We start from the raw sequence: 20,359 nt of genomic DNA, 5'->3' as shown, positions 1-20,359 counted from the left end.
CAGCCTTCGATTTTTAACCTTCGTCACTCAGCACTTTGATTTCCGCCAGCCCGATTCCAAGCTGACGCGGCGAGTGGCCGAGAATATTCCCTTCGTTGGTGGATTGCGGGTCCGGCGGGACAATCACCAGCGTGCTGCTGCGGGACGGATTATTGAAGCGCAATCTCGTGGTGCTGAGCGTGTTATCCAACGTCAGGGTTTGCTCTTCATCGCCGACACGCACCGGAATAGGGCGGTTGGCGTTCGGGCCATACGCTTTAGCGGTAATGACCAGCTCGAAATGTTCCGGCAGCGGCTGGTTATATTCAATCGACACTTCTTTGCCCAACTGCGCGTTGGACCAGCGCCCCCAGCTTTCCGGGCGGGAAATGCCGTTGAATGATTTCACCTCTTCCGGCGCGCCGGGAACGTTAAAGACAAAGCTGTCGGCTTTGTAGCGAATATTGTTATCGAGGGTCTTCAGCGTATCGACGTTATTCCGGTAACGATCGGCGCTGATTACGCTCTCTTTAAACGCAGTTTTGCCTTTCCACAATGCCTTATCGATATGCTGAACCTGCTGCTCGCCGCCAAGTTGCCCCTGCGAGACGCACCAGTCGGTAGAGAGCGCCAGTTCTGGCGACCACAGGCGCGCCATTTTGTAGCACTGATCGATCCACACGAAGTTATCGCGCGGCGCAAAATCGGCAAGCTGGAAGCGCAGCGGCGCGGAGTATTCGCTTTCCGGCAGCGGTTCAACACGATGACTGGAAACGCGCACCAGCAGCGGTAAACGGAACTGGCTGCCGGAGAAGGCGACCATCTGTTTCTGGCTATCCACCGTGAACTCTTTCATTGTTTTCGGGAAGTTCCACAGGCGAATGACGTCCGGTTTCCACGCCAGCACTTTCTCTTTCATATTCAGGAAGACACCGGAGAGCGACTGGCCGGAAATACTGCTGCGCCCAAGGCCGAGGAAGTTGTCGCCGCCGAGGATATCGAGCACGGTTGCGCCGTTATCCAGCGTGCTGCGTTTGATCCCGGAAACATCTGCCTGGCGCTCATCGCCGCGCATCACAAAGAACAGATCGCTGCGATCTTGTTTGTTGAGGTATTTCCATGCCGTGTTGTTCATCGCCAGATGATCGGAAGAGACTACGATCACCGTGTCTTTAAACCACGGCGACGCTTTGATCTTATTGATCAACGCCGCGATATGTTGCTGGCTACAGGTAACGGCGCTGAATGACTGGTTCGGCTTGCCATCATAGCTGTAACTTTTTCGCTCGCAGGTGCGCGAGATAAAACCATCTGGATGGTGCGTATCGACGGTCAGCGCGAACAGCGAGAAGCGTTTGCCCGCGCGCGACAGCTCTTCGTAGCGTTTCCAGACGGCATCCAGCACCGTATCATCATAGAAACCCCAGTCATTACGGTAGTGGGGATCGGCGACCTGGCTTTTCAGCTCTTCTGCCCCAACGAGGTAATCAAAGCCGTGCGATTTCAGGAACACATCTTTCCCGGCAAAGCGCAGATTCGCTCCCTGGATAAAATGGTTCTCGTAGCCGGAATTTTTCAGAATGTCGCCGAGGCAAAGATTCTGCGGGAAGAAACTGGACACCGACGCGGAAGCGTTGCCTTCAAAAGGCGCGAACAGTGGAATGCCGCACTGCGAGGCGACCATGCCAGCGATGGTGTAATCCGTACCGGGGAGTTGTTCCGTATGGCTAAAGTCGAGGCTTTGCGCCTTCAACGCGCCCAGTTCCGGCGTCAGGCCAGGAAATGCCTCTTCATTGAAGTAGGTACGCTCCAGACTTTCGGCGTAGATGTAGACCAGGTTGAGTTTCGGTTCCGGGATCTTCTTCGCCGGGACTTTATAAAACGTGGCGAAGTCGGGATCGCCCTCGCGCGTCTGGGATTTCACCAGTTCGGTGATCTGGCGGAATGCCGGGCTGGCATCGACCGAACCCAGCGCCAGCACCAGTGCCAGCAGGCTGTAGCCAAAATGATGGGGTAGATGGCGACGGCGGCGCAGTACCCAACCCAGCGCGCAGAACAACGCCACCAGCGCGAGAACCAGCCCCGCTCCGGGTAACAGGTATTTGCTGATGCCCGCACCGGTCAGGCTGTTGGTGAGGGTGTATAACACTGCATCGTTAATGCCATCGCCGGTAAAGTAATTGCTGGCGTACAGCGTGATATTCAAAATAATAAACAGACCCAATACCAGCAGCGTTGCAGTAAACCACCAGCTATTTCGCCCCGCCTTACAGGCGTAAATCACGACCGAGGCGAGAAACAGCACAATAGAGAGCAACTCGGACAACCGTCATTCCTCATCAAGACCAGACATATTGCTGGTTAATAAATTTTGTAACAGGAAAACTAATTTAATAGTGATGTCACACTGCTGCAATTGTAGTGTCACTTTATTCTGGGTTGATTAAGAAATGGTTTAGAAAACGACAATTTTGTGGTGCATCACGTCTGTGAACTGGCGGAACGACGGAGAGAAAGAGGGGGAAATGCCGCGTTCAGGCCGACAAAGCGCTCAACGCGGCAGAAGATCAGGAAAGGAAGTTGACGCCCTGTTTCAGAACAATATCGCAGGCTTTTGATTTCACTTTTTCTGCCAGCGGCGTGCTGCCGATGTTGCTCAGGTTCAACTGCTCTCCGTTTTTGGTGTTCAGCATACCCTGAAGGCCATCCAGATAATTGGTGTCCTGTTTCTGCTGGCTGGCGCCGAGTCCCAGTTTATCCAGCACCTGGTTTTTCACATTCTCGGTGTTGGTGAGCGAGGAGAGCTTGTTTTTGGCGCACCAGGTCATTACGCCTGCCGCATTGTTCATGGTATTTGAACTGAGTGCCTGGTTACCGCCGTTAAGCAGGCCGGTCAGGGAGGAGAGCGACAACCCCCCCTGCTGCGAAGCGGTGCTGCTCTGGTTTTTCTGGCTGAGCTGGCTGGCGGCGCTGGAGAGCGTATCCTGCCAGGAAGCGGCGTTGGCAAAGCTGGTTAGCAAGGCGCTGCTGATGGCAGCAGCGCAGAGCAGGCGTTGGGCGAATTTCATATCGTGCAGATCCTGATGTTTCAGTAAAGCGCTGAGTATACACCGGCGCCGATCCGCCACGGAGGTGAAAACTCTCAATACTCTTTACCGGTGACGCGGCTACGGTAGCTCTCCCAGTTGAAGATCACCCACAAACTGTTGCCGAGGCGCATCCTGTCCATTACGCGCTCGCCCAGCAGCTTATTCATCTCTTCCAGATTGCTGTTAGTGAGCATGCCGGTCGGACGTTTGGACGAAGAACGCCTGTCGACTATCTGGTTGATAATGACTTTTTCGTAGCGAGATTCTGTTTGCATGCCGATTTCGTCAATCACCAGCAGATCGACGCTGCTTAAATCGTTCAGTAACTGTTCTTCGCTGCTTTCACGGTTGCCGAACGTCTCTTTCATGGCAGACATAATGTCGGCAACGGTGATGATCAGCGCCGATTTCCCGCGCAGCAACAGTTCATTACAGATGGCGGCGGCGAGGTGATTCTTGCCGGTGCCTGGTTTGCCGGAAAAGATAAAACTGGCGATATTGCCTTCAAACTCTTCGACATATTGACGCGCCTGGCTGAGGGCGCGCATCTGGCCCTCCGTTTCGACCCGGTAATTTTCAAACGAGCAGTTCTGGTGCAGCGGACGAATGCCGGAGCGATTAAAAGTGCGCTGCATTTTCATTGCGCGGTTTTCTCGCTCCAGCGCCGCCGAACGGATTGCGCCCTGTTCTTTCTGCCAGGCCATTAACTCCTCGCCCGTTTTAAAGGCGGGCACGGTGTTGGCGGGCATCATCTTTTGCAGTCGCTTCATCAATTCGCCGACGTTTTTCATCGTTATCCTCTAAAGCCTGGTGGGATTTGATTGTCCGGTTCTGACAGTGCATTGATATCGCGCTTCGCCGCGCCATTCTGGCTGCTACGACCGATTTGTACGCTGCGCGCCAGCTTTTGCTGCCACTGCACATGGTGGAATACTTTGCCTTCGGCCTGCCAGTAGGCAACAAACGCGGCCAGTTCTTCGGGTGTAACGGGTTGCGTTAACGCAATGCCCCACAATGCAGCCAGACGCTGGAAGTCTGCATCCGGTTGCCAGCCGGCGTACATGGCGAATTTGCCCATCGGCACATTCACCGGCGCGGCGGTGGGTTCTTCATAAAATTGCGCATCAAGGGCAATGTCGCTAGCTGGTCGTGCAAGGCGCGCTTCAAGCGCCAGTAATTGCTCAAGGCGCTGCGGCGTAACGGCATAAAACGCGGGGCTGTTATTGGCAAAAACAGCGACAGCGCCGCCTTCCGTGCGGGCCAGGACACTGGCGTGATCGCGCACAAATTCATCAATGCCGATGACATTCGATGTCAGGATTCTGGAAGACATAACGCGTTCTCAAACAGAATTACTACGGATAAGGCGCTCTGTGTTTTTTTCGCACAGGCATAATGACACATAGTAACACAGTGAGCGGAAAGGGCAGTACAGCATGAAAAAAGCCGGGTTTCCCCGGCTGTTGATTTTCCCGAATTGTCGGCTTGCGCGTTACGCAATAATGTTTAGCGTAACGTCGATGTTGCCACGGGTGGCGTTGGAGTAAGGGCAAACGATGTGCGCGGCATCGACCAGTTTTTTCGCTTCGGCTGCGTCCATACCGGGCAGATGTATATTCAGTTTCGCTTCGATACCGAAACCGGTAGGCAGCGGGCCAATGCCGACTTCACCTTCGATAAAGGCATCTTTCGGTATGGCGATTTTGTCGCGGCCAGCAACGAACTTCATGGCGCCCAGGAAGCAGGCGGAGTAGCCCGCAGCGAACAGTTGTTCCGGGTTGGTCACTTCACCGCCTGCGCCGCCCATCTCTTTTGGCACGCCCAGTTTGACATCCAGAACGCCGTCTGAAGAGATTGCGCGGCCGTCACGGCCTCCGGTGGCTTTCGCTTTAGCGGTGTAGATGACTTTTTCTAATGACATGGCAGGTTCCTTAATTATCTTGAGAGTTTGCTATAAAATAGCGTGCTATTTAGTTGCTTGAGATAAACTCCCTGCGAGGGGGAGTTCACGCCCGTTGAAAGTTCTGGCGAAGCTGTTCCAGTTGCTGCTTGATATCGTGCAGCGTCGTGTTATCGCAGGCCATGGCGCAGCCTACCGCTTCCGGAATGGACGTCGCTTGCTGCTGCAATGCGCGCCCGCTTTCGCTTAACGTAATCACCACTTGCCGCTCATCCTCGCGTGAACGCTGACGGCGGATCAGCCCTGCGCTTTCCAGCCGTTTAAGCAGCGGCGTCAGCGTTGCTGAATCCAGAAACAGGCGCTCACCAATCTCTGACACGGTGATATCGTCCTGCTCCCACAGCACCAGCATGACCAGATACTGTGGATAGGTAAGGTTCAGCGGAGCCAGAAGCTGCCGGTAGAGCTTATGCAGCGCCAGATTTGTTGAGTAGAGCGCAAAACAAAACTGGTTATCTAAGGCGAGCTGTGCGTTTTTTGTCGGTGTCGTTTTCATGTTTTTTAATATAAGTAGTGTGCGATTTAATTGCAAGATATTTTTTACGGGCAGGTATAACGCAGCACAACGTCGACTGCCATTTCCCGATAGTACTGGCGCTGCGCAGTTGCATCAGGGTTTTCTTCAAACAGCATGGAAAAAGAGTAGCTGTTGGCGACGTAGTGAAAGCTGAAACTGCTCATCAGGCGGTGAACATCGCGGGCATTGACGTTTTTATTAAACAGCCTTTTTTGTTGGCCGCGGCGGAGAATGTCTTCCAGTAAGGTCAGCGCGCTGCGGTTCACATCGCGCAGCAGGACCGATTGCTGGATAAAGCGCCCGCGCTGCATGTTCTCCATACAGATAATACGAATGAAATCAGGGTGATCGGCATGGTAATCGAAAGTGCTTTCGACCAGTTGCACCATCGCCTCTACGGGCGGCATATCCGCAAGATTCAGCTTTTTCTCGCTGCGGCGAATCATGGTGTAAACGTATTCAAGTACCTGTAAATAGAGATTTTCTTTGGTTTTGAAATGGTACACCACCATGCGTTTTGTGGTGCCGGCGCGCTCGGCGATTTGCTCCATGCGTGCGCCTGCCAGGCCGTATTCGGCAAACAGAGCGATGGCGCTGATGAAAATTTTGTCTTTCAGGTTGGATTCGTCAAAACGTTCGGAAAGATCGCTGCCATGGTGTTCCACATCCACTCCTTACTGGCCGTCATTTGTCTGTGGATTATCACCATGGCCGCGACAGAAAACAAATCTCAAACGCGCGGGCGTTTGCGGTATATCCACAGCCCGGGAATTGACAGGCCAATAGAAAGCGCGCCAACGATCGATGAGGCTTTCAGGAAATTCGTGAGTAGCAGGATCATTAACTCTTCGCTGTAACCGAAGTGGCCGATTTTTACAGCGGAAACCATCGCTGTGTAGGCAGAGATGCCCGGAAACATCGGAATGACTGCTGCCACGGTAAACACTTTAGGATGCGCCAGATACCATCGCGACCAACGAATGCCTATCGATCCGACCAGCATGGCGGCAACAAAGGTTGACCATTCGATATTAAAACCCCAGGACATCAGCGCAAAGCGGGAACCGTGGCCCAGTGCGCCAAGGAGCGCACACCAGGGCAGGGCGCGATGCGGAACGTTGAAAACCATGGCAAACCCGACGGCAGGGATCGCGGCCAGCAACATATCTTGCATAAGTGCCAGAACAAAGGCGATTACATCCATCCTCGTAGCCCCCACAGTGTCATTGCCATCACCACGCCGATACAGGTGGCGAGGGTTAATAAGCTGGCGATGGCCCAGCGCGCAAGACCGGTGTTGATATGGCCTTTGAACATATCGGCAACCGCGTTGATCAACGGAAAACCGGGCACCAGCAACAGCACGCTGGCGGCCATGGCGACAGTTGATGAATGAATAAAGGCAGGAAGAGTCAGCATCAAGCCGGAAACGGTGGTGGCCACAAAGGCGGTAATACAGAAATTAATCTGTGGATGCATATGGCGGTTCGCCAGTAGAAGCCGCACATACATCGCCACGCTGCTGGCGCAAAACGTAATAAATGCGCCGTCCCAGCCGCCTTTATTGAGTTTGCAGAAACAGGCGCAGGAAAGACCAACCATAAGCGTGACCAGCCAGCGTGGATAGCGCAGCGGTTTAACCTGGGCAAACCGCTTTTCAACGTCCCTGGCATCCAGCAGCTTATGTTCGGTCATGATCACGATATGCTGTATCTCCGTTACTACATGCATATTGATACCGCGATCGCTATTTTTACGCGTTGAAGTCAGGCATTGCCCATCTTTGATGGTTGTCAGAACGATGGCGTTAGAGGAGATGAGACTTTCAACGCTATCCATACCCAGCGCGATGCCCAGGCGTGTTGATAGCTCCTCCACCAATGCGCTCTCTGCGCCATGCTGCAATAAAAAAAGGCCACACTGAATACACAGCCGCGTAATAACGCGCTGTGATGACTGGTCTGTTTGCATGATTACCCTGGTATCTGTTAACTCAACGCTCGCGAAGGATGGAGCGTAAAAGATAGTTTTAGCACAGGTGACAGGCAGAATGGCGCTCAGGTAGATCAAGATTTGTGCAGTAAGTCACGCTGAAGTTTGCCCGGAAGTTTTCTTAAATTATCCCATTAAGAATTCATTTAAGGTTTTTTTATAAAAAATTATGTGAAAAGAAAAGGGCAGTATTATTTGCGACTAACGGTCTGGTTTTCGTAAAGTATTTCTTAAATATTTGTTAAGATTATTATTTTTATCTTAATTATATTGTCTTTGATTATTTTAAATTTCCTTTTTATTTTTTAATAATACGCGAGATAATCTGGCGGGCGATATGTTATATTGACATGTAAGTTGGTAATACTATAATTCCGGCTCTTTATGTTTGACCCCAACTCATAAATTTCGCCAATTCTTACGGCGACGCTTATCCAGATAATGTCATTATCTGTGGTTATTATTGGTTCCTATTGGAAAAAAGTCATCGTGCGGATTGATAGAACTCGCAAATGGACGTGGAGATTTTATGTTATCAGCAGACAACACTCATGGGATTGTTATTAGCCAGACTCCGGTTCTCAGGGCCGGGATTGGCGGTATACTTGAACGTCATTTTCCTGAATACATCCTCAATTATTATTCCTGTGTAGAAGAGATAGATCTGCTGCAATTAAAGAGCGCTCGCCTGGTTATTATTGATATCTCTGACGAACTTTTCTACGCGAGAAGACGCTGTCAGAATTATTATTCTCTTTTTTCTCAATGTGATAGCTCACACTGGATCTTTTTCACTCCACGTACGGTGCTGCCTGTGGCCATGGAGTTTTTGTTACGCCCACGTATCACTTTACTCTCCAGCCAGGAACCCGTTGAAGGGGTGATTAATGCTATTCGCCACGGATATGGGAGTGAGGGAGAAATTAGCCAGGCGCTTATGCCTGAGGGAATGAGCAGAAGTGCCACTGATGCTCCCCTAAGTAAAATACTTACCTTATCTGAACGTAACGTGTTACGTCTGCTTGGAAAAGGCTGGGGAATAAACCAAATTGCTATGCTGCTCAAAAAAAGTAATAAAACAGTGAGCGCGCAGAAAAATAGTGCAATGAGGCGGTTATCATTACGGAGTAATGCAGATTTATATATATGGATTAATAGTAGTCAGGGAATGGCTGAGTTGAATTCAGGCGCGATGTATGGAGACCGGAATGAATGGAAAATAGCTACAAAAAGGGAAATGTCGCCATTATTGAAAAGTGCGCAATGAGTCGGGAGGGATTACGACATTTATTTAGTGAATCGTCTATTAATCAGTATTCGTTTCATTTTTTTAAAGAGCATTCGGTGTTTCATCAGGCACTGAAGCACACGCCTTTTTTTTCCGTCATCTATTCACTTTTTGGGCACCGGAAAGAGCGGCGGGAGTGCCTGATGTGTTTGCACTGGCTTTCGCTTTCTCACCCGGGTGTTCAGCATATTGTTCTGGCGGGAGACGATCGGGAAGCCCAGCTGGTCGGGCATCTCTCTCCCTCGCGGCTGCATGGTATTTTGAGCAAATCCTCCCCGCTGCCTGTGTTACAGGAGCAACTGGGGATGCTACTGGGTGAAACCCGGCGCATTAATGAGAACATGATTAATAATTGGTACGTGAGCCAGTGCCGGATGCTCAGCCCTACAGAGTGGGAGATCCTGAATTACCTGACGCGCGGTTTTTCGCTGGCCGAGATAGCCTCACTGCTGGATCGGAATGTGAAAACCATCCGCGCGCATAAATTCAATGCGATGACGAAGCTGGGCGTTACCTCTGACGTCGGATTATTGGATGCTGCAGATATTCTGACCTGGAGGCCGCCAACTCCTCGTTCAGCGTCGGAGTTGATGTAGTTCAGAGACGTTTAAGCGCCAGGCGTGCTGCACCTGGCGCTGAGACATTACAGGCAAACGTCAATCCATTTTGCGCGGGTAAGTTCAGCCATTCGCTCAGGAGAAATGCGGACTGCGCTGTGGATGGCTCCCGCAGCGGGCAGGACTTCCGGATACTGTTTTAGTGAGATATCACAATAGATTGCCAGTGGATTTTCTAACCCGAACGGACAGACACCGCCCACCGGATGCCCGGTAATCATGACAACCTCATCGCTGCTCAGCATGCGCGCCCTCGCGCCAAAGGTATTTTTCAGTTTTTTGTTATCCAGGCGCGCGTCGCCTTTAGCAACCACGAGAATGACTTCGTTTTTCACTTTTAATGACAGCGTCTTGGCGATTTGCCCTGGTTCAACATGGTGCGCGGCGGCGGCCAGTGCAACAGTCGCGGTACTTTGGTTCAGTTCAATAATATCGATATCGGGGGCGTTGTCGGCAAAGAATTGCCGCACGGACTGCAAACTCATGATGTTCTCCTGCCTGGGACCGCCATTAATCTGTCATAAGCCTGTTATCCATGTAAATATCCCGATGTAACAAACCTCTCTACAAAGTTTCTCGATCGCCTTCACAATCGCAGAAACCGGTTACAGTAACCGGTTGCAGTGTCCACATCGCGGGTTAATACTGATTTTGTCCTTCCTTCTGTACATAAAATCAAATAAAGAGCCGTCTATGAAACCTACACTGCTTTGTCGTAATGCTGGTTTAAAAAACCGCATGGTTTCAAACCTAAAAATGGATCGCTGCACGGCAAAACATTCGCTGATGCGCTTATTTTTTTAGCCTGACAGGAGAGCTGATATGTCTGCTAACCATGCTGCGTTTAACCTGATTTTCCGGTTTATAGAAAACTACGTCAGCCCGATCGCCGGGCGGATCTCTTCTCAACGTCATGTTATGGCCATCCGTGACGGCTTCATTTCTGCGATGCCGTTTATGATTGTTGGCTCATTCTTATTGGTCTTTGCCTATCCGCCCTTTTCACCGGATACCACCTGGGGCTTTGCGCGCGCCTGGCTGGATCTGGCGAAACAGTATGAAGGTCGGATCCTCACGCCTTTCGATATGACGATGGGCATTATGTCCATTTATATCTGTGCGGCGATTGCTTATAACCTCGGTAAGCACTACGTGAAATCGCACCAGCTCGATCCTTTCATGTGCGCAATGCTCTCGCTGATGGCGTTTTTACTGGTTGCGGCACCGAAAACCAACGGTACGCTTCCGGTGGACAGCCTGGGCGGAACCGGTATTTTCACCGCAATACTGGTGGCGATTTACTGTGTCGAAATGATGCGTTTCCTGAAGGCACACAACATTGGCATTCGCCTGCCGGACCAGGTGCCGCCAATGATCAAAAACTCGTTTGATCTGCTGATCCCGGTGCTTGTCGTCGTATTGACGCTCTACCCGTTAAGTCTGCTGATCCAGTCGCAGTTCAATATGCTCATCCCACAAGCGATTATGGCGCTGTTCAAACCGCTGGTGGCGGCGGCGGATTCTCTTCCGGCGATCCTGCTGGCGGTAATTATTGCTCATCTGCTGTGGTTTGCAGGGATTCACGGTGCGGCTATTGTTTCGGGCATGCTGCAAATGTTCTGGTTAACTAATCTGGGGATCAACCAGAGTGCGCTGGCCCAGAGCGCGCCGCTGCCGCATATCTTTATGGAAGCGTTCTGGACTTTCTTTATCGTGATAGGCGGCTCCGGCGCAACAATGGGGCTGGTGTTCTGCTATTTACGCAGCCGCTCGGTTCACCTGCGTTCGATTGGCCGGTTGAGCGTCGTACCCAGCATCTTCAATATCAATGAACCGGTAATTTTCGGCACCCCGATCGTTATGAATCCGGTGTTCTTTATTCCTTTCCTGCTGGCGCCGACGGTCAATGCCATTATTGCGTGGGCAGCCATGAAACTGGATCTTATCGGCAGAGTGATTTCTGTTGTGCCGTGGACCGCGCCTGCACCGATTGGCGGAGCGTGGGCGCTCGGCTGGGATTTCCGTGCCGCGATTCTTGTCGTACTGCTGGCCTGTATTTCTGCCGTCATCTATTTCCCTTTCTTTAAAGTGTATGAGAAACAGCTCCTGGAGCAGGAAGCGGAAGAGGCACAGCGTACAGAGGATGAAAAACAGGTCGCTTAAAACAGGATCAAGGAGAATCATGAGGGAGGCGTAATGCCTCCCTGATTATTTCAGCGTGCAGTCACCGCACTGTTGCACATCCGGCAACCGGTAGCGCTGGCAGCAGGTACGACGTACCAGCGCGCCATCGCGCAGTACAACAGTGCGCCACAGCGGATTGTCGCTGCCATCGGAAAGTTGTTTTTCGAAGAAGCAGGTCTGGCGTAATGCCGCAACGCGTGCTTCACCCAACAGCGGGATCATCTCACCCAGACACCAGTTGATCAGATAGCCGGTGTTGCTCCAGATAAGTTTGCCATTGATATCGCCCGTGGATTCCAGTGCCTGAACTACCGGGAGCATCGCCTGCGAAACCAGCGCGGTAATCCGCTGCGCATCATTTTGTGAAGTCAGTTGATGGTCCTGCTGCACATCAATCCAGAAACAGGCCGCGCGGCCCGTTTCATGAAATTCAATGTGAAAATGTTCAGGCGCGAGGTTAATAGCGGTTTTTTGCGTTAACAATGCCAGTAACAGGGGTGGCACCATTAATCCCAGATACCATTGCGCCCATAGTGACAGCAGCGGTTTGTTTTCGCGCGGCTGCGCCAGTTGATGACGGTAAATATGATCGGAATAGATCGCAATCAGCGATTGCAGCGCGGCAGGCCGTGACCATTCCGCCAGCGTCTGTGCTTGCCAGGGCGCTGGCTCATTAAGGCGAATAAAATCGAGCAGGTGAGCGCGCGTACTGGCGATGGTTTCCCGCATAGCATTAGCCAGCGAATCACGTTCATCAACGAGACGGCTTCGCCAGATAACATGTTCAGTAATCGATGCGGTACGGTAGGTCATGGCGCCAGCTGGATTTCAGAATCTAAATGATAATGATTGCTAATCCTAGCCAGAGGTAAAATCGATAGCAAGATTTTTATCGTAAAGTTAGCGCGGCTACGCCTCAGGCGAGGCGCAATTCCCCGCTGACCAGAATATTGTTGCGGCCCAAATGCTTGGCTTCGTATAACGCTTTATCTGCCCGCTCAATGGCGGCGTCGATATTGTCATCCAGCAACGGCGCAATACCAATGCTGACAGTGACATTTGTGGCGACACTTTCATTAAACATATGTGGGATCTTCAGATCGTACACTTTCTGACGAATGCGCTCGGCAGCCAGGCGCGCATGTTCCAGATCGGTATTATTCATCAGGATCATGAATTCTTCACCGCCAAAGCGCGCGACGATATCGCGGGAACGCACGGCATCACGCAGTGCAGCAGAGACGCGAATCAGCGCCTGATCGCCCATCATATGGCCGTAGTGGTCGTTATAAGCCTTGAAGTGGTCAATATCCAGCAGCAGCACAAACCGCGAACTATCATCCAGTGCCAACAGGTTATCGATTTTGGATTGTAGGCCACGGCGGTTATATAACCCGGTAAGGGGATCCAGCATGCTCAAATCATTCAGGGTTTTCCGTTCCTGCATTAAACGGTTCATTAATGCCTGAGCGAAATTATCATTACGCTTCTGAATCGCATGTTGTATGGAGATACCTAATACCGGCAAAGCAAAACTAAATATTAATCGGAGCTCGCTCTCCGATCCGGAGAAATAGAGACAAGCGGCGAATACCGGCAATGAGTGCAGCAGAAATGCGGCAATGTTATTAGAAAAAGCAATCGACCCAATAAAAAGAACATTCAATAGCGCGATCAACAAATACGATGAGGCATTGTGCTGGAGTAAACCGCTTCTCACGATCACATGCCATGCCCAAAGGCTGCCAAACATAAGAGAAATCAATGGGATACTGACTTTCTTTTTCGGATAGTATTTGTGCCATACGGGCAACATGACACTCACCACAAAAATAATACACGCTGGCAGCGTGAAGGCGCGCAGGTTATAGAGCGGCAAAGCCATGGCGAACATTGCTGAGAGTGCATTGAGCAGCAAGAAGAGTCGCAGAGACAATCGATATCTCTTGTTACACAGAGATTGCCAGGTTTGTAATGTCATACCTAAAAATCGTTATTTATCCGCAATGTACATTACGCAGTGAGTCGATAAGAAAAGAAATAACGCGAGGAAACAGTCATCGCGAAAAATTAGTGATTTGGATTTTTATTTAAGTAGCGCTTAATTTATCACCTTAAGGAATGTCTGTCATCAGAAGATGAGCGATCTTCATACTGTGGTATCGGCAACATGCAGACAAATGAGAAATCATGTCATATGATATTGGTTATCATTATCGATATCAGAGATAAAAACATGTTGCAGCGAGTGCTGGGAAGTGGTTGGGGGATCGTCTTACCGGGCATCATTGTTGTTGTTCTGGCACTGGCTGATCTTTCGATCGACGCATGGAGAATGGTGATTTTGTTGGGTTTATTGCTGACTCCGGCAATGCTTTACCATAAGCAGTTACGACATTTTGTTTTATTGCCTTCGGGTGTTGCGCTGGTTGGGGGAATGATAATGATGCTGCTGAATTTGAAAATGATGATGTAACAGAGGAGTCATACAGGGAGAGTATAAGATATCTGGTGCGAGGGGGGGGACTTGAACCCCCACGTCCGTAAGGACACTAACACCTGAAGCTAGCGCGTCTACCAATTCCGCCACCTTCGCACAGTCATCTTACTTTTTAGATATCGCCTCGTTGGTGCGAGGGGGGGGACTTGAACCCCCACGTCCGTAAGAACACTAACACCTGAAGCTAGCGCGTCTACCAATTCCGCCACCTTCGCACAGTGCGAGCGATATCTGCGTGGTTTATGGTGCGAGGGGGGGGACTTGAACCCCCACGTCCGTAAGGACACTAACACCTGAAGCTAGCGCGTCTACCAATTCCGCCACCTTCGCATACCATCGATACCGTTGAAGTATCGTTACCACGGAGGCGCATTCTAGATGTTTTCAACTTTTCGTCAATAGTTAATTGCTGAGAGCAACACTGATTGCTGCAAAAATGGGCGCTATGAATGGGTAAACCGGAGAGACCCGGCGAATGGCGATCGCCGGGAGAATAGCGATTATTTCAACGCCTGGCGCGTCATCACTGTGCGGTAAACCTTGAAACGTCCGGTCTGGGCGAGCACTTCATGGAAACCGAAGGTCTGATCTAATAGGTCCGGGTACGGCAGGAAGGCGTTAGCGACAATGCGCAGCTCGCCGCCGCTGTTCAGATGGCGCACCGCGCCGCGTATCAATGTCTGCGCGGCTTCAAGACTGGTTTGCAGGCCATCGTGGAACGGCGGATTGGAGATAATCATATCGAAGCGACCAGTGACTTCGGAGAAGACATTGCTGGCAAAGACCTCTCCTTCAAAGCCATTGGCGGCAAGCGTCGCGCGGCTGGCTTCTACCGCCGGAGCGGAAACATCGCACAGGGTTAAACGCACTTTCGGCGAATGGCTCGCCAGTACTGCCGCCAGCACACCGGCGCCGCAGCCAACATCCAGCACTTTGCCCTTCGTGTGCGGCGTCAGGGTCGAGAGCAACAACTGGCTGCCCACATCTAATCCGTCACGGCTAAAGACGCCCGGTAGGGTTTTGATCGTCAGAACGCCCAGCGCATACTCGCCCCAGAAACCATTCGCATCAAAGTCAGATTTCTTCTCCAGGCGGCCGTAATACAGGCCGCAACGACGCGCGCTGTCTATTTTGTTAAGCGGGCAATACGCAGCCAGCATCTGCTCGGCGCTTCGTACGCCGCTACGGTTTTCGCCGACGACGAAAATATCGCAGCCCACTGGCAGCAGCGACAGCAGGTTCATTAATTGAAACTGAGCTTCAGGTTTGTTTTTGGGCCAGTAATAGATCAGCGTATCGACCTCGCCGACCGTCTCGCTGTCAGCGACCAGGCTGTAGCAGGCGCGTTCGCCCATCTGCTGGCTTAAGGTTTGCCATTGGTGAAACTGTTGCGTCCACGCACGGCTTTCAGCCGTCTCCAGACGAGCGGGCAGGTCATCCTGCAAATCACCGGCAAACAGAATGCGGTTGGTTTCGAAATCGTCACTGTGGCGCAGCAAGACTTCACTTGCCGGGGTAAAAGCAGACATGAATGGGGTTCCTCGTTTAATTCAGGCGGCGATTATACACGTTATCCTGCAAACTGCCTCTTTGTTGACGAACGTCGTTGATGGCGAATTTTCGCCGGGTTTGCTATATTTGCGCGCCTGACACACAGGAGTGTTTCGCTATGACTTCCCGACGCGACTGGCAATTACAGCAACTGGGCATTACTCAGTGGAGCTTGCGACGCCCGGCGGTGTTGCAGGGCGAAATCGCTATTTCGCTACCTGCGCATATTCGTCTGGTGATGGTCGCTTCCGAACCGCCGATGCTTGCCGATCCGCTGGTGAGCGACGTACTGAGTGCGCTTACTGTTACGGCGGATCAGGTATTACAGTTGACGCCGGATCGCGTCGCGATGCTGCCGCCGGGCAGCCAGTGCAATAGTTGGTGGCTGGGCGTCGATGAACCGCAGTCGCTGCCGGGCGCACAGGTCGCAACGCCCGGCGTGGATGAATTACGCGCTAACCCTGCGGCACGCGCCGCGTTATGGCAACAAATCTGCGAACATGAACACGATTTCTTCCCTCAGCACGGCTGATTTAGCCCGCGCATACCAGATTGAAACACGGGCGCACGCCTTCCCCTGGAGCGAAAAGACCTTCGCCAGCAATCAAGGGGAGCGCTACCTCAACTACCGGCTGATGGTGGGCGATGAGATGGCGGCTTTTGCCATTACGCAGGTTGTGCTGGATGAAGCCACATTGTTCAACATCGCGGTTGATCCTGCCTGGCAACGGAAAGGGTTTGGCCGCCAGTTGCTGGAACATCTGATCCGCGAGCTGGAAGCCCGCGAAGTATTAACCCTGTGGCTGGAAGTGCGCGCTTCCAACGTGGGCGCGATTGCACTGTATGAAAGTTTAGGTTTTAACGAGGCGACAATCCGCCGCAATTACTATCCCACCGCCAACGGCCGTGAAGACGCGATAGTGATGGCCCTGTCAATTTAAAAAGGTGATGTAATGAAATGGGACTGGATACTCTTTGATGCTGACGAAACGCTGTTCACTTTTGATGCGTTTGGCGGCTTACAACGGATGTTTCTTGACTATAGCGTGACATTCACCGACCAGGATTTTCTTGAGTATCAGTCAGTTAATAAGCCACTGTGGGTTGATTACCAGAATGGCGCCATCACCGCACTGCAACTGCAACACCGCCGTTTTCAGGGCTGGTCTGAGCGCCTGAACGTTCCGGCGGGTTCGCTGAACGAGGCGTTTCTTAATGCGATGGCTGAGATTTGCGCTCCGCTGCCGGGCGCCGTTTCGCTGCTCGACAGCCTGAAAGGCAGGGCGAAGCTGGGTATCATTACCAACGGTTTTACCGCGTTGCAGCAAATCCGCCTGGAACGCACCGGCTTACGTGACTATTTTGATTTATTGGTGATCTCCGAAGAAGTCGGTGTCGCCAAGCCCGATCGCCGCATCTTCGATCACGCGCTACAACTGGCCGGCAACCCGGATCGCGATCGCGTCATGATGGTGGGCGATACGGCAGAATCTGACATTCTGGGCGGCATCAACGCCGGGCTGTCCACCTGCTGGCTAAATGCGCACAATCGCGCACTGCCTGAAGGCATTAACCCGACCTGGACCGTAACGTCCCTGAACGAACTGGAGCAACGCCTGTGTAAACATTGATTGTCTGCACTTCGCTGTTGAGTACAATAGCCGCATTTTTCGTATTTCATCGCGTGGCCTGAAGCCGCGCAATTACACAGAAGATTTTTATTATGACGTTGTCTCCTTATTTACAAGAGGTGGCGAAGCGCCGTACGTTCGCCATCATCTCGCACCCCGATGCGGGTAAAACCACCATCACCGAAAAGGTCTTGCTGTTCGGACAGGCAATTCAGACCGCCGGTACGGTAAAAGGTCGCGGCTCCAGCCAGCATGCGAAATCCGACTGGATGGAGATGGAAAAACAGCGTGGGATCTCCATCACCACTTCCGTGATGCAATTCCCGTATCGCGAATGTCTGGTGAATCTGCTGGATACCCCGGGGCACGAAGACTTCTCCGAAGATACCTACCGTACATTAACGGCGGTGGACTGCTGCCTGATGGTTATCGATGCGGCAAAAGGTGTAGAAGATCGAACCCGCAAGCTGATGGAGGTGACCCGTCTGCGCGATACGCCGATCCTGACCTTTATGAACAAACTCGACCGTGACATCCGCGATCCTATGGAATTGCTGGATGAAGTGGAAAACGAGCTGAAGATCGCCTGTGCGCCCATCACCTGGCCGATTGGCTGCGGTAAGCTATTTAAAGGCGTTTACCATCTTTATAAAGATGAAACCTATCTTTATCAGACCGGGCAGGGCCATACGATTCAGGAAGTGCGTATCGTTAAAGGGCTGAACAACCCGGATCTCGACAAAGCGGTGGGTGAAGATCTGGCGCAGCAACTGCGTGATGAGCTGGAACTGGTACAGGGCGCATCCAACGAGTTCGATAAAGAGCTGTTCCTGAGCGGTGAAATCACTCCGGTCTTCTTCGGTACTGCGCTGGGTAACTTTGGCGTTGACCATATGCTGGACGGTCTGGTTGAGTGGGCGCCAGCGCCCATGCCGCGTCAAACGGATCTGCGCGAAGTGAAAGCGGACGACAGCAAATTTACCGGCTTCGTCTTCAAGATCCAGGCGAATATGGATCCGAAACACCGCGACCGCGTCGCATTTATGCGCGTGGTGTCAGGCAAATACGAAAAAGGGATGAAGCTGCGTCAGGTGCGCACCGGTAAAGATGTGGTGATCTCTGACGCGCTGACCTTTATGGCCGGCGACCGTTCTCACGTTGAAGAAGCTTATCCAGGCGACATCATCGGGCTGCACAACCACGGCACCATTCAGATTGGCGATACCTTTACTCAGGGCGAAATGATGAAGTTCACCGGTATTCCGAACTTCGCCCCGGAGCTGTTCCGCCGTATCCGTCTGCGCGATCCGCTGAAGCAAAAACAGTTGCTGAAAGGCCTGGTGCAGCTTTCAGAAGAGGGCGCGGTGCAGGTATTCCGGCCCATCGCCAACAACGATCTGATCGTGGGCGCAGTCGGTGTGTTGCAGTTTGACGTCGTCGTGTCGCGCCTGAAAAGCGAGTACAACGTCGAAGCGGTGTATGAATCCGTTAACGTGGCGACGGCGCGCTGGGTTGAAAGCAGCGACGTGAAGAAATTCGAAGAGTTCAAGCGTAAGAACGAGATCCAGCTGGCGCTGGATGGCGGCGATAACCTGACCTATATCGCGCCGACGATGGTGAACCTGAACCTGACGCAGGAACGCTATCCGGAAGTGACTTTCCATAAAACTCGCGAGCATTAATCCCCCTCGGAGCACGGTATTCGCCGTGCTCCGGCACTTTTCCTGTCTTTTTAGCCCCTTGCGGAATGTTCTTAAAACCCACTCTTTTTCCCCTCTCTGTTCGTTTTTTAACCTGTGAGCCAGGATTTTTATCGATAGTGTTCTATATTTAACAAAGTGATGACATTTCGGGTGGGTAAAAGTCCTGTTCATTGCGTGTTTAATAGTCTTTTATCCACCCGTACTCTCACTAAAGGAGATTAATAACTGCCTCGGCCCGATAAGTAGCGGCATTGTATCCGCAACTATCCGGCGCTGGATTAGGTGATTTTTCGCTACGGCAGTTAAGCAGCCTGAGTTGCTGCAAGCGGCCCAAATTGTGGGCAAACCAACAGGAACGACATCGATGACTATGACAAAACTGAAGATTTCTAAAACTCTGCTGGCCGTCGTGCTGGGCTCTGTAGTGGCAAGTGGTTCCGCTTTTGCGGCAAACACCACCACCGACAAAGCACAAAACGCCGCATCCAGCGCGGGGGAAAAAATCGACAGCTCGATGACTAAAGTCGGTGGATTCATGGATGACAGCTCCATCACTGCAAAAGTGAAAGCGGCGCTGGTGGATCATGAAAGCATTAAAAGCACCGATATTTCCGTCAAAACGGACAACAAAGTCGTCACGCTGAGCGGCTTCGTTGAAAGCCAGGCACAGGCCGAACAGGCTGTTTCTGTGGCCAAAAGTGTGGAAGGTGTGGCTTCGGTAAGCGACAAGCTGCATGTCCGTGATGGGAAAAACCAGTCAATGAAAGGTTATGCGGGCGACACCGCTACAACCAGTGAAATCAAAGCCAAATTGCTGGCCGATGACGTTGTACCGTCTCGTAAGGTGAAAGTTGAAACCACCGACGGCGTTGTGCAGTTGTCCGGTACGGTTGATTCTCAGGCCCAAAGTGAACGCGCCGAAAGTATCGCAAAAGCGATTGAGGGCGTTAAAAGCGTCAAAAACGATCTAAAAGTTAAGTAACAATTCCTGAAAACGTCAGCGCCCGCGTGGACGGGCGCGACGTATACGTGCCGGGAAAACATCGCAGATGAGCAACCTGAGCGCTCATCGCAAGCGGTCGACATTAACTATGGTAAAGGAGAGTCTTATGTTTCGTTGGGGCATTATATTTCTGGTTATCGCGTTAATTGCCGCCGCTCTGGGCTTTGGTGGTCTGGCGGGGACGGCAGCAGGTGCAGCGAAAATCGTCTTTATCGTCGGTATCATCCTGTTCCTGGTCAGCCTGTTTATGGGCCGTCGGCGTCCATAGCATAGTTAGCGCTTAAATTTCGCTTACATTAAAGCCAGTCCTCGTGACTGGCTTTACTATTTCGGCCCGGCAGAAAT

The 20,359-nt window shown here is 51.9% G+C and carries 23 protein-coding genes and 3 tRNA genes; 10 read left to right on the top strand and 16 right to left on the bottom strand.

All coding sequences use genetic code 11. The annotated features are described in order from the left end of the window. Positions 1 to 13 precede the first annotated feature (13 nt). The 9 genes from opgB to AWR26_RS21900 form a co-directional block, all read right to left on the bottom strand. Positions 14 to 2,305 (bottom strand): phosphatidylglycerol--membrane-oligosaccharide glycerophosphotransferase, encoded by a 2,292-nt coding sequence (gene opgB / locus AWR26_RS21940; protein ID WP_064568513.1) that lies wholly within the window; start codon positions 2,303 to 2,305, stop codon positions 14 to 16. Between the two features lie 241 nt (positions 2,306 to 2,546). Continuing rightward, on the bottom strand, positions 2,547 to 3,047 hold the full coding sequence (locus tag AWR26_RS21935; protein WP_064568512.1) for a DUF2501 domain-containing protein: 501 nt from the start codon (positions 3,045 to 3,047) through the stop codon (positions 2,547 to 2,549). Between the two features lie 74 nt (positions 3,048 to 3,121). Continuing rightward, a complete protein-coding gene (gene dnaC, locus AWR26_RS21930) occupies positions 3,122 to 3,859 on the bottom strand; it encodes a DNA replication protein DnaC (protein WP_064568511.1) in 738 nt (245 codons plus the stop codon). A 2-nt stretch (positions 3,860 to 3,861) separates the two neighbouring features. Then, positions 3,862 to 4,401 carry a primosomal protein DnaT gene (dnaT, locus tag AWR26_RS21925; RefSeq protein WP_064568510.1) on the bottom strand — a complete coding sequence of 180 codons (540 nt, stop codon included), beginning with the start codon at positions 4,399 to 4,401 and terminating at the stop codon, positions 3,862 to 3,864. A gap of 159 nt (positions 4,402 to 4,560) precedes the next feature. After that, positions 4,561 to 4,989 (bottom strand): organic hydroperoxide resistance protein, encoded by a 429-nt coding sequence (locus AWR26_RS21920; RefSeq protein WP_043955142.1) that lies wholly within the window; start codon positions 4,987 to 4,989, stop codon positions 4,561 to 4,563. Positions 4,990 to 5,074: 85 nt separating this feature from the next. Further along, the gene (locus AWR26_RS21915; RefSeq protein WP_064568509.1) at positions 5,075 to 5,524 is read right to left on the bottom strand and encodes a MarR family winged helix-turn-helix transcriptional regulator; all 450 of its coding nucleotides are present in this window, start codon (positions 5,522 to 5,524) and stop codon (positions 5,075 to 5,077) included. A gap of 44 nt (positions 5,525 to 5,568) precedes the next feature. Continuing rightward, positions 5,569 to 6,210 (bottom strand): TetR family transcriptional regulator, encoded by a 642-nt coding sequence (locus AWR26_RS21910; RefSeq protein WP_064568508.1) that lies wholly within the window; start codon positions 6,208 to 6,210, stop codon positions 5,569 to 5,571. Positions 6,211 to 6,275: 65 nt separating this feature from the next. Next, positions 6,276 to 6,749, bottom strand: coding sequence for a threonine/serine exporter (locus tag AWR26_RS21905; RefSeq protein WP_064568507.1), 474 nt, complete (start codon positions 6,747 to 6,749; stop codon positions 6,276 to 6,278). Then, a complete protein-coding gene (locus tag AWR26_RS21900) occupies positions 6,740 to 7,516 on the bottom strand; it encodes a threonine/serine exporter family protein (protein ID WP_064568506.1) in 777 nt (258 codons plus the stop codon). The genes AWR26_RS21905 and AWR26_RS21900 overlap by 10 nt, the downstream gene beginning before the upstream one ends. A gap of 550 nt (positions 7,517 to 8,066) precedes the next feature. Between AWR26_RS21900 and AWR26_RS21895 the strand changes: the two genes are divergently transcribed. Both AWR26_RS21895 and bglJ read left to right on the top strand, forming a co-directional pair. Further along, entirely contained in the window at positions 8,067 to 8,804 is a 738-nt protein-coding gene (locus AWR26_RS21895; protein ID WP_064568505.1) for a helix-turn-helix domain-containing protein, read from the top strand. Beyond that, positions 8,801 to 9,421, top strand: a complete 621-nt coding sequence (gene bglJ / locus AWR26_RS21890) for a DNA-binding transcriptional activator BglJ (RefSeq protein ID WP_071892777.1) — start codon at positions 8,801 to 8,803, stop codon at positions 9,419 to 9,421. Before AWR26_RS21895 ends, bglJ begins: the two co-directional genes overlap by 4 nt. A gap of 47 nt (positions 9,422 to 9,468) precedes the next feature. Here bglJ and AWR26_RS21885 read toward each other — a convergent pair whose 3' ends face one another. Continuing rightward, positions 9,469 to 9,927: a YbaK/EbsC family protein gene (locus AWR26_RS21885; RefSeq protein ID WP_064568503.1), complete on the bottom strand. Its 459-nt coding sequence runs from the start codon at positions 9,925 to 9,927 to the stop codon at positions 9,469 to 9,471. Between the two features lie 337 nt (positions 9,928 to 10,264). On the opposite strand from AWR26_RS21885, the gene AWR26_RS21880 reads away from it, so the two are divergent. Continuing rightward, the gene (locus tag AWR26_RS21880; RefSeq protein ID WP_043955133.1) at positions 10,265 to 11,605 is read left to right on the top strand and encodes a PTS sugar transporter subunit IIC; all 1,341 of its coding nucleotides are present in this window, start codon (positions 10,265 to 10,267) and stop codon (positions 11,603 to 11,605) included. 45 nt (positions 11,606 to 11,650) lie between these two features. On the opposite strand, the gene fhuF is transcribed toward AWR26_RS21880, so the two are convergent. Further along, positions 11,651 to 12,439, bottom strand: a complete 789-nt coding sequence (gene fhuF / locus AWR26_RS21875; protein WP_064568502.1) for a siderophore-iron reductase FhuF — start codon at positions 12,437 to 12,439, stop codon at positions 11,651 to 11,653. 103 nt (positions 12,440 to 12,542) lie between these two features. After that, positions 12,543 to 13,607, bottom strand: coding sequence for a GGDEF domain-containing protein (locus AWR26_RS21870; RefSeq protein WP_064568501.1), 1,065 nt, complete (start codon positions 13,605 to 13,607; stop codon positions 12,543 to 12,545). 216 nt (positions 13,608 to 13,823) lie between these two features. Between AWR26_RS21870 and AWR26_RS21865 the strand changes: the two genes are divergently transcribed. Beyond that, the gene (locus AWR26_RS21865; RefSeq protein ID WP_064568500.1) at positions 13,824 to 14,102 is read left to right on the top strand and encodes a DUF1435 domain-containing protein; all 279 of its coding nucleotides are present in this window, start codon (positions 13,824 to 13,826) and stop codon (positions 14,100 to 14,102) included. Positions 14,103 to 14,135: 33 nt separating this feature from the next. Here AWR26_RS21865 and AWR26_RS21860 read toward each other — a convergent pair. The 4 genes from AWR26_RS21860 to rsmC all read right to left on the bottom strand — a co-directional run bounded on the left by AWR26_RS21860 (position 14,136) and on the right by rsmC (position 15,655). Continuing rightward, a tRNA-Leu gene (locus AWR26_RS21860) sits at positions 14,136 to 14,222 on the bottom strand. A 32-nt stretch (positions 14,223 to 14,254) separates the two neighbouring features. After that, positions 14,255 to 14,341 (bottom strand) — tRNA-Leu (locus AWR26_RS21855). Positions 14,342 to 14,369: 28 nt separating this feature from the next. Next, a tRNA-Leu gene (locus AWR26_RS21850) sits at positions 14,370 to 14,456 on the bottom strand. A 170-nt stretch (positions 14,457 to 14,626) separates the two neighbouring features. Continuing rightward, positions 14,627 to 15,655, bottom strand: coding sequence for a 16S rRNA (guanine(1207)-N(2))-methyltransferase RsmC (gene rsmC, locus AWR26_RS21845; protein WP_064568499.1), 1,029 nt, complete (start codon positions 15,653 to 15,655; stop codon positions 14,627 to 14,629). Positions 15,656 to 15,795: 140 nt separating this feature from the next. Between rsmC and AWR26_RS21840 the strand changes: the two genes are divergently transcribed. From AWR26_RS21840 to AWR26_RS21815, 6 genes are all read left to right on the top strand, one after another. Beyond that, on the top strand, positions 15,796 to 16,209 hold the full coding sequence (locus AWR26_RS21840; RefSeq protein WP_064568498.1) for a DNA polymerase III subunit psi: 414 nt from the start codon (positions 15,796 to 15,798) through the stop codon (positions 16,207 to 16,209). Next, on the top strand, positions 16,178 to 16,618 hold the full coding sequence (gene rimI / locus AWR26_RS21835; protein ID WP_064568497.1) for a ribosomal protein S18-alanine N-acetyltransferase: 441 nt from the start codon (positions 16,178 to 16,180) through the stop codon (positions 16,616 to 16,618). Before AWR26_RS21840 ends, rimI begins: the two co-directional genes overlap by 32 nt. A gap of 12 nt (positions 16,619 to 16,630) precedes the next feature. Next, entirely contained in the window at positions 16,631 to 17,308 is a 678-nt protein-coding gene (yjjG, locus tag AWR26_RS21830) for a pyrimidine 5'-nucleotidase (protein WP_064568496.1), read from the top strand. Between the two features lie 92 nt (positions 17,309 to 17,400). Beyond that, entirely contained in the window at positions 17,401 to 18,990 is a 1,590-nt protein-coding gene (gene prfC / locus AWR26_RS21825) for a peptide chain release factor 3 (protein ID WP_007373035.1), read from the top strand. Positions 18,991 to 19,375: 385 nt separating this feature from the next. After that, positions 19,376 to 19,993: a molecular chaperone OsmY gene (osmY, locus tag AWR26_RS21820; RefSeq protein WP_043955124.1), complete on the top strand. Its 618-nt coding sequence runs from the start codon at positions 19,376 to 19,378 to the stop codon at positions 19,991 to 19,993. Between the two features lie 127 nt (positions 19,994 to 20,120). Continuing rightward, positions 20,121 to 20,282, top strand: coding sequence for a DUF1328 domain-containing protein (locus AWR26_RS21815; RefSeq protein ID WP_007373037.1), 162 nt, complete (start codon positions 20,121 to 20,123; stop codon positions 20,280 to 20,282). The last annotated feature ends 77 nt before the right edge of the window (positions 20,283 to 20,359 follow it).

This window comes from Kosakonia oryzae, from assembly GCF_001658025.2.
GTDB lineage: Bacteria > Pseudomonadota > Gammaproteobacteria > Enterobacterales > Enterobacteriaceae > Kosakonia > Kosakonia oryzae.
The sequence above is the reverse complement of the archived record's forward strand: the minus strand, read 5'-3'. Positions and strand labels throughout refer to the sequence as shown.

Excerpts from the sequence above, each read along its gene's own strand:
- AWR26_RS21935 (WP_064568512.1), bottom strand. The coding sequence starts at position 3,047 with ATGAAATTCGCCCAACGCCTGCTCTGCGCTGCTGCCATCAGCAGCGCC.
- rsmC (WP_064568499.1), bottom strand. The coding sequence starts at position 15,655 with ATGTCTGCTTTTACCCCGGCAAGTGAAGTCTTGCTGCGCCACAGTGAC.
- AWR26_RS21815 (WP_007373037.1), top strand. The coding sequence starts at position 20,121 with ATGTTTCGTTGGGGCATTATATTTCTGGTTATCGCGTTAATTGCCGCC.
- dnaC (WP_064568511.1), bottom strand. The coding sequence starts at position 3,859 with ATGAAAAACGTCGGCGAATTGATGAAGCGACTGCAAAAGATGATGCCC.
- prfC (WP_007373035.1), top strand. The coding sequence starts at position 17,401 with ATGACGTTGTCTCCTTATTTACAAGAGGTGGCGAAGCGCCGTACGTTC.
- AWR26_RS21840 (WP_064568498.1), top strand. The coding sequence starts at position 15,796 with ATGACTTCCCGACGCGACTGGCAATTACAGCAACTGGGCATTACTCAG.
- AWR26_RS21905 (WP_064568507.1), bottom strand. The coding sequence starts at position 6,749 with ATGGATGTAATCGCCTTTGTTCTGGCACTTATGCAAGATATGTTGCTG.
- AWR26_RS21870 (WP_064568501.1), bottom strand. The coding sequence starts at position 13,607 with ATGACATTACAAACCTGGCAATCTCTGTGTAACAAGAGATATCGATTG.
- AWR26_RS21865 (WP_064568500.1), top strand. The coding sequence starts at position 13,824 with ATGATATTGGTTATCATTATCGATATCAGAGATAAAAACATGTTGCAG.
- dnaT (WP_064568510.1), bottom strand. The coding sequence starts at position 4,401 with ATGTCTTCCAGAATCCTGACATCGAATGTCATCGGCATTGATGAATTT.
- bglJ (WP_071892777.1), top strand. The coding sequence starts at position 8,801 with ATGAGTCGGGAGGGATTACGACATTTATTTAGTGAATCGTCTATTAAT.
- AWR26_RS21915 (WP_064568509.1), bottom strand. The coding sequence starts at position 5,524 with ATGAAAACGACACCGACAAAAAACGCACAGCTCGCCTTAGATAACCAG.
- AWR26_RS21895 (WP_064568505.1), top strand. The coding sequence starts at position 8,067 with ATGTTATCAGCAGACAACACTCATGGGATTGTTATTAGCCAGACTCCG.
- yjjG (WP_064568496.1), top strand. The coding sequence starts at position 16,631 with ATGAAATGGGACTGGATACTCTTTGATGCTGACGAAACGCTGTTCACT.
- AWR26_RS21880 (WP_043955133.1), top strand. The coding sequence starts at position 10,265 with ATGTCTGCTAACCATGCTGCGTTTAACCTGATTTTCCGGTTTATAGAA.
- AWR26_RS21885 (WP_064568503.1), bottom strand. The coding sequence starts at position 9,927 with ATGAGTTTGCAGTCCGTGCGGCAATTCTTTGCCGACAACGCCCCCGAT.
- rimI (WP_064568497.1), top strand. The coding sequence starts at position 16,178 with ATGAACACGATTTCTTCCCTCAGCACGGCTGATTTAGCCCGCGCATAC.
- AWR26_RS21920 (WP_043955142.1), bottom strand. The coding sequence starts at position 4,989 with ATGTCATTAGAAAAAGTCATCTACACCGCTAAAGCGAAAGCCACCGGA.
- fhuF (WP_064568502.1), bottom strand. The coding sequence starts at position 12,439 with ATGACCTACCGTACCGCATCGATTACTGAACATGTTATCTGGCGAAGC.
- AWR26_RS21900 (WP_064568506.1), bottom strand. The coding sequence starts at position 7,516 with ATGCAAACAGACCAGTCATCACAGCGCGTTATTACGCGGCTGTGTATT.
- osmY (WP_043955124.1), top strand. The coding sequence starts at position 19,376 with ATGACTATGACAAAACTGAAGATTTCTAAAACTCTGCTGGCCGTCGTG.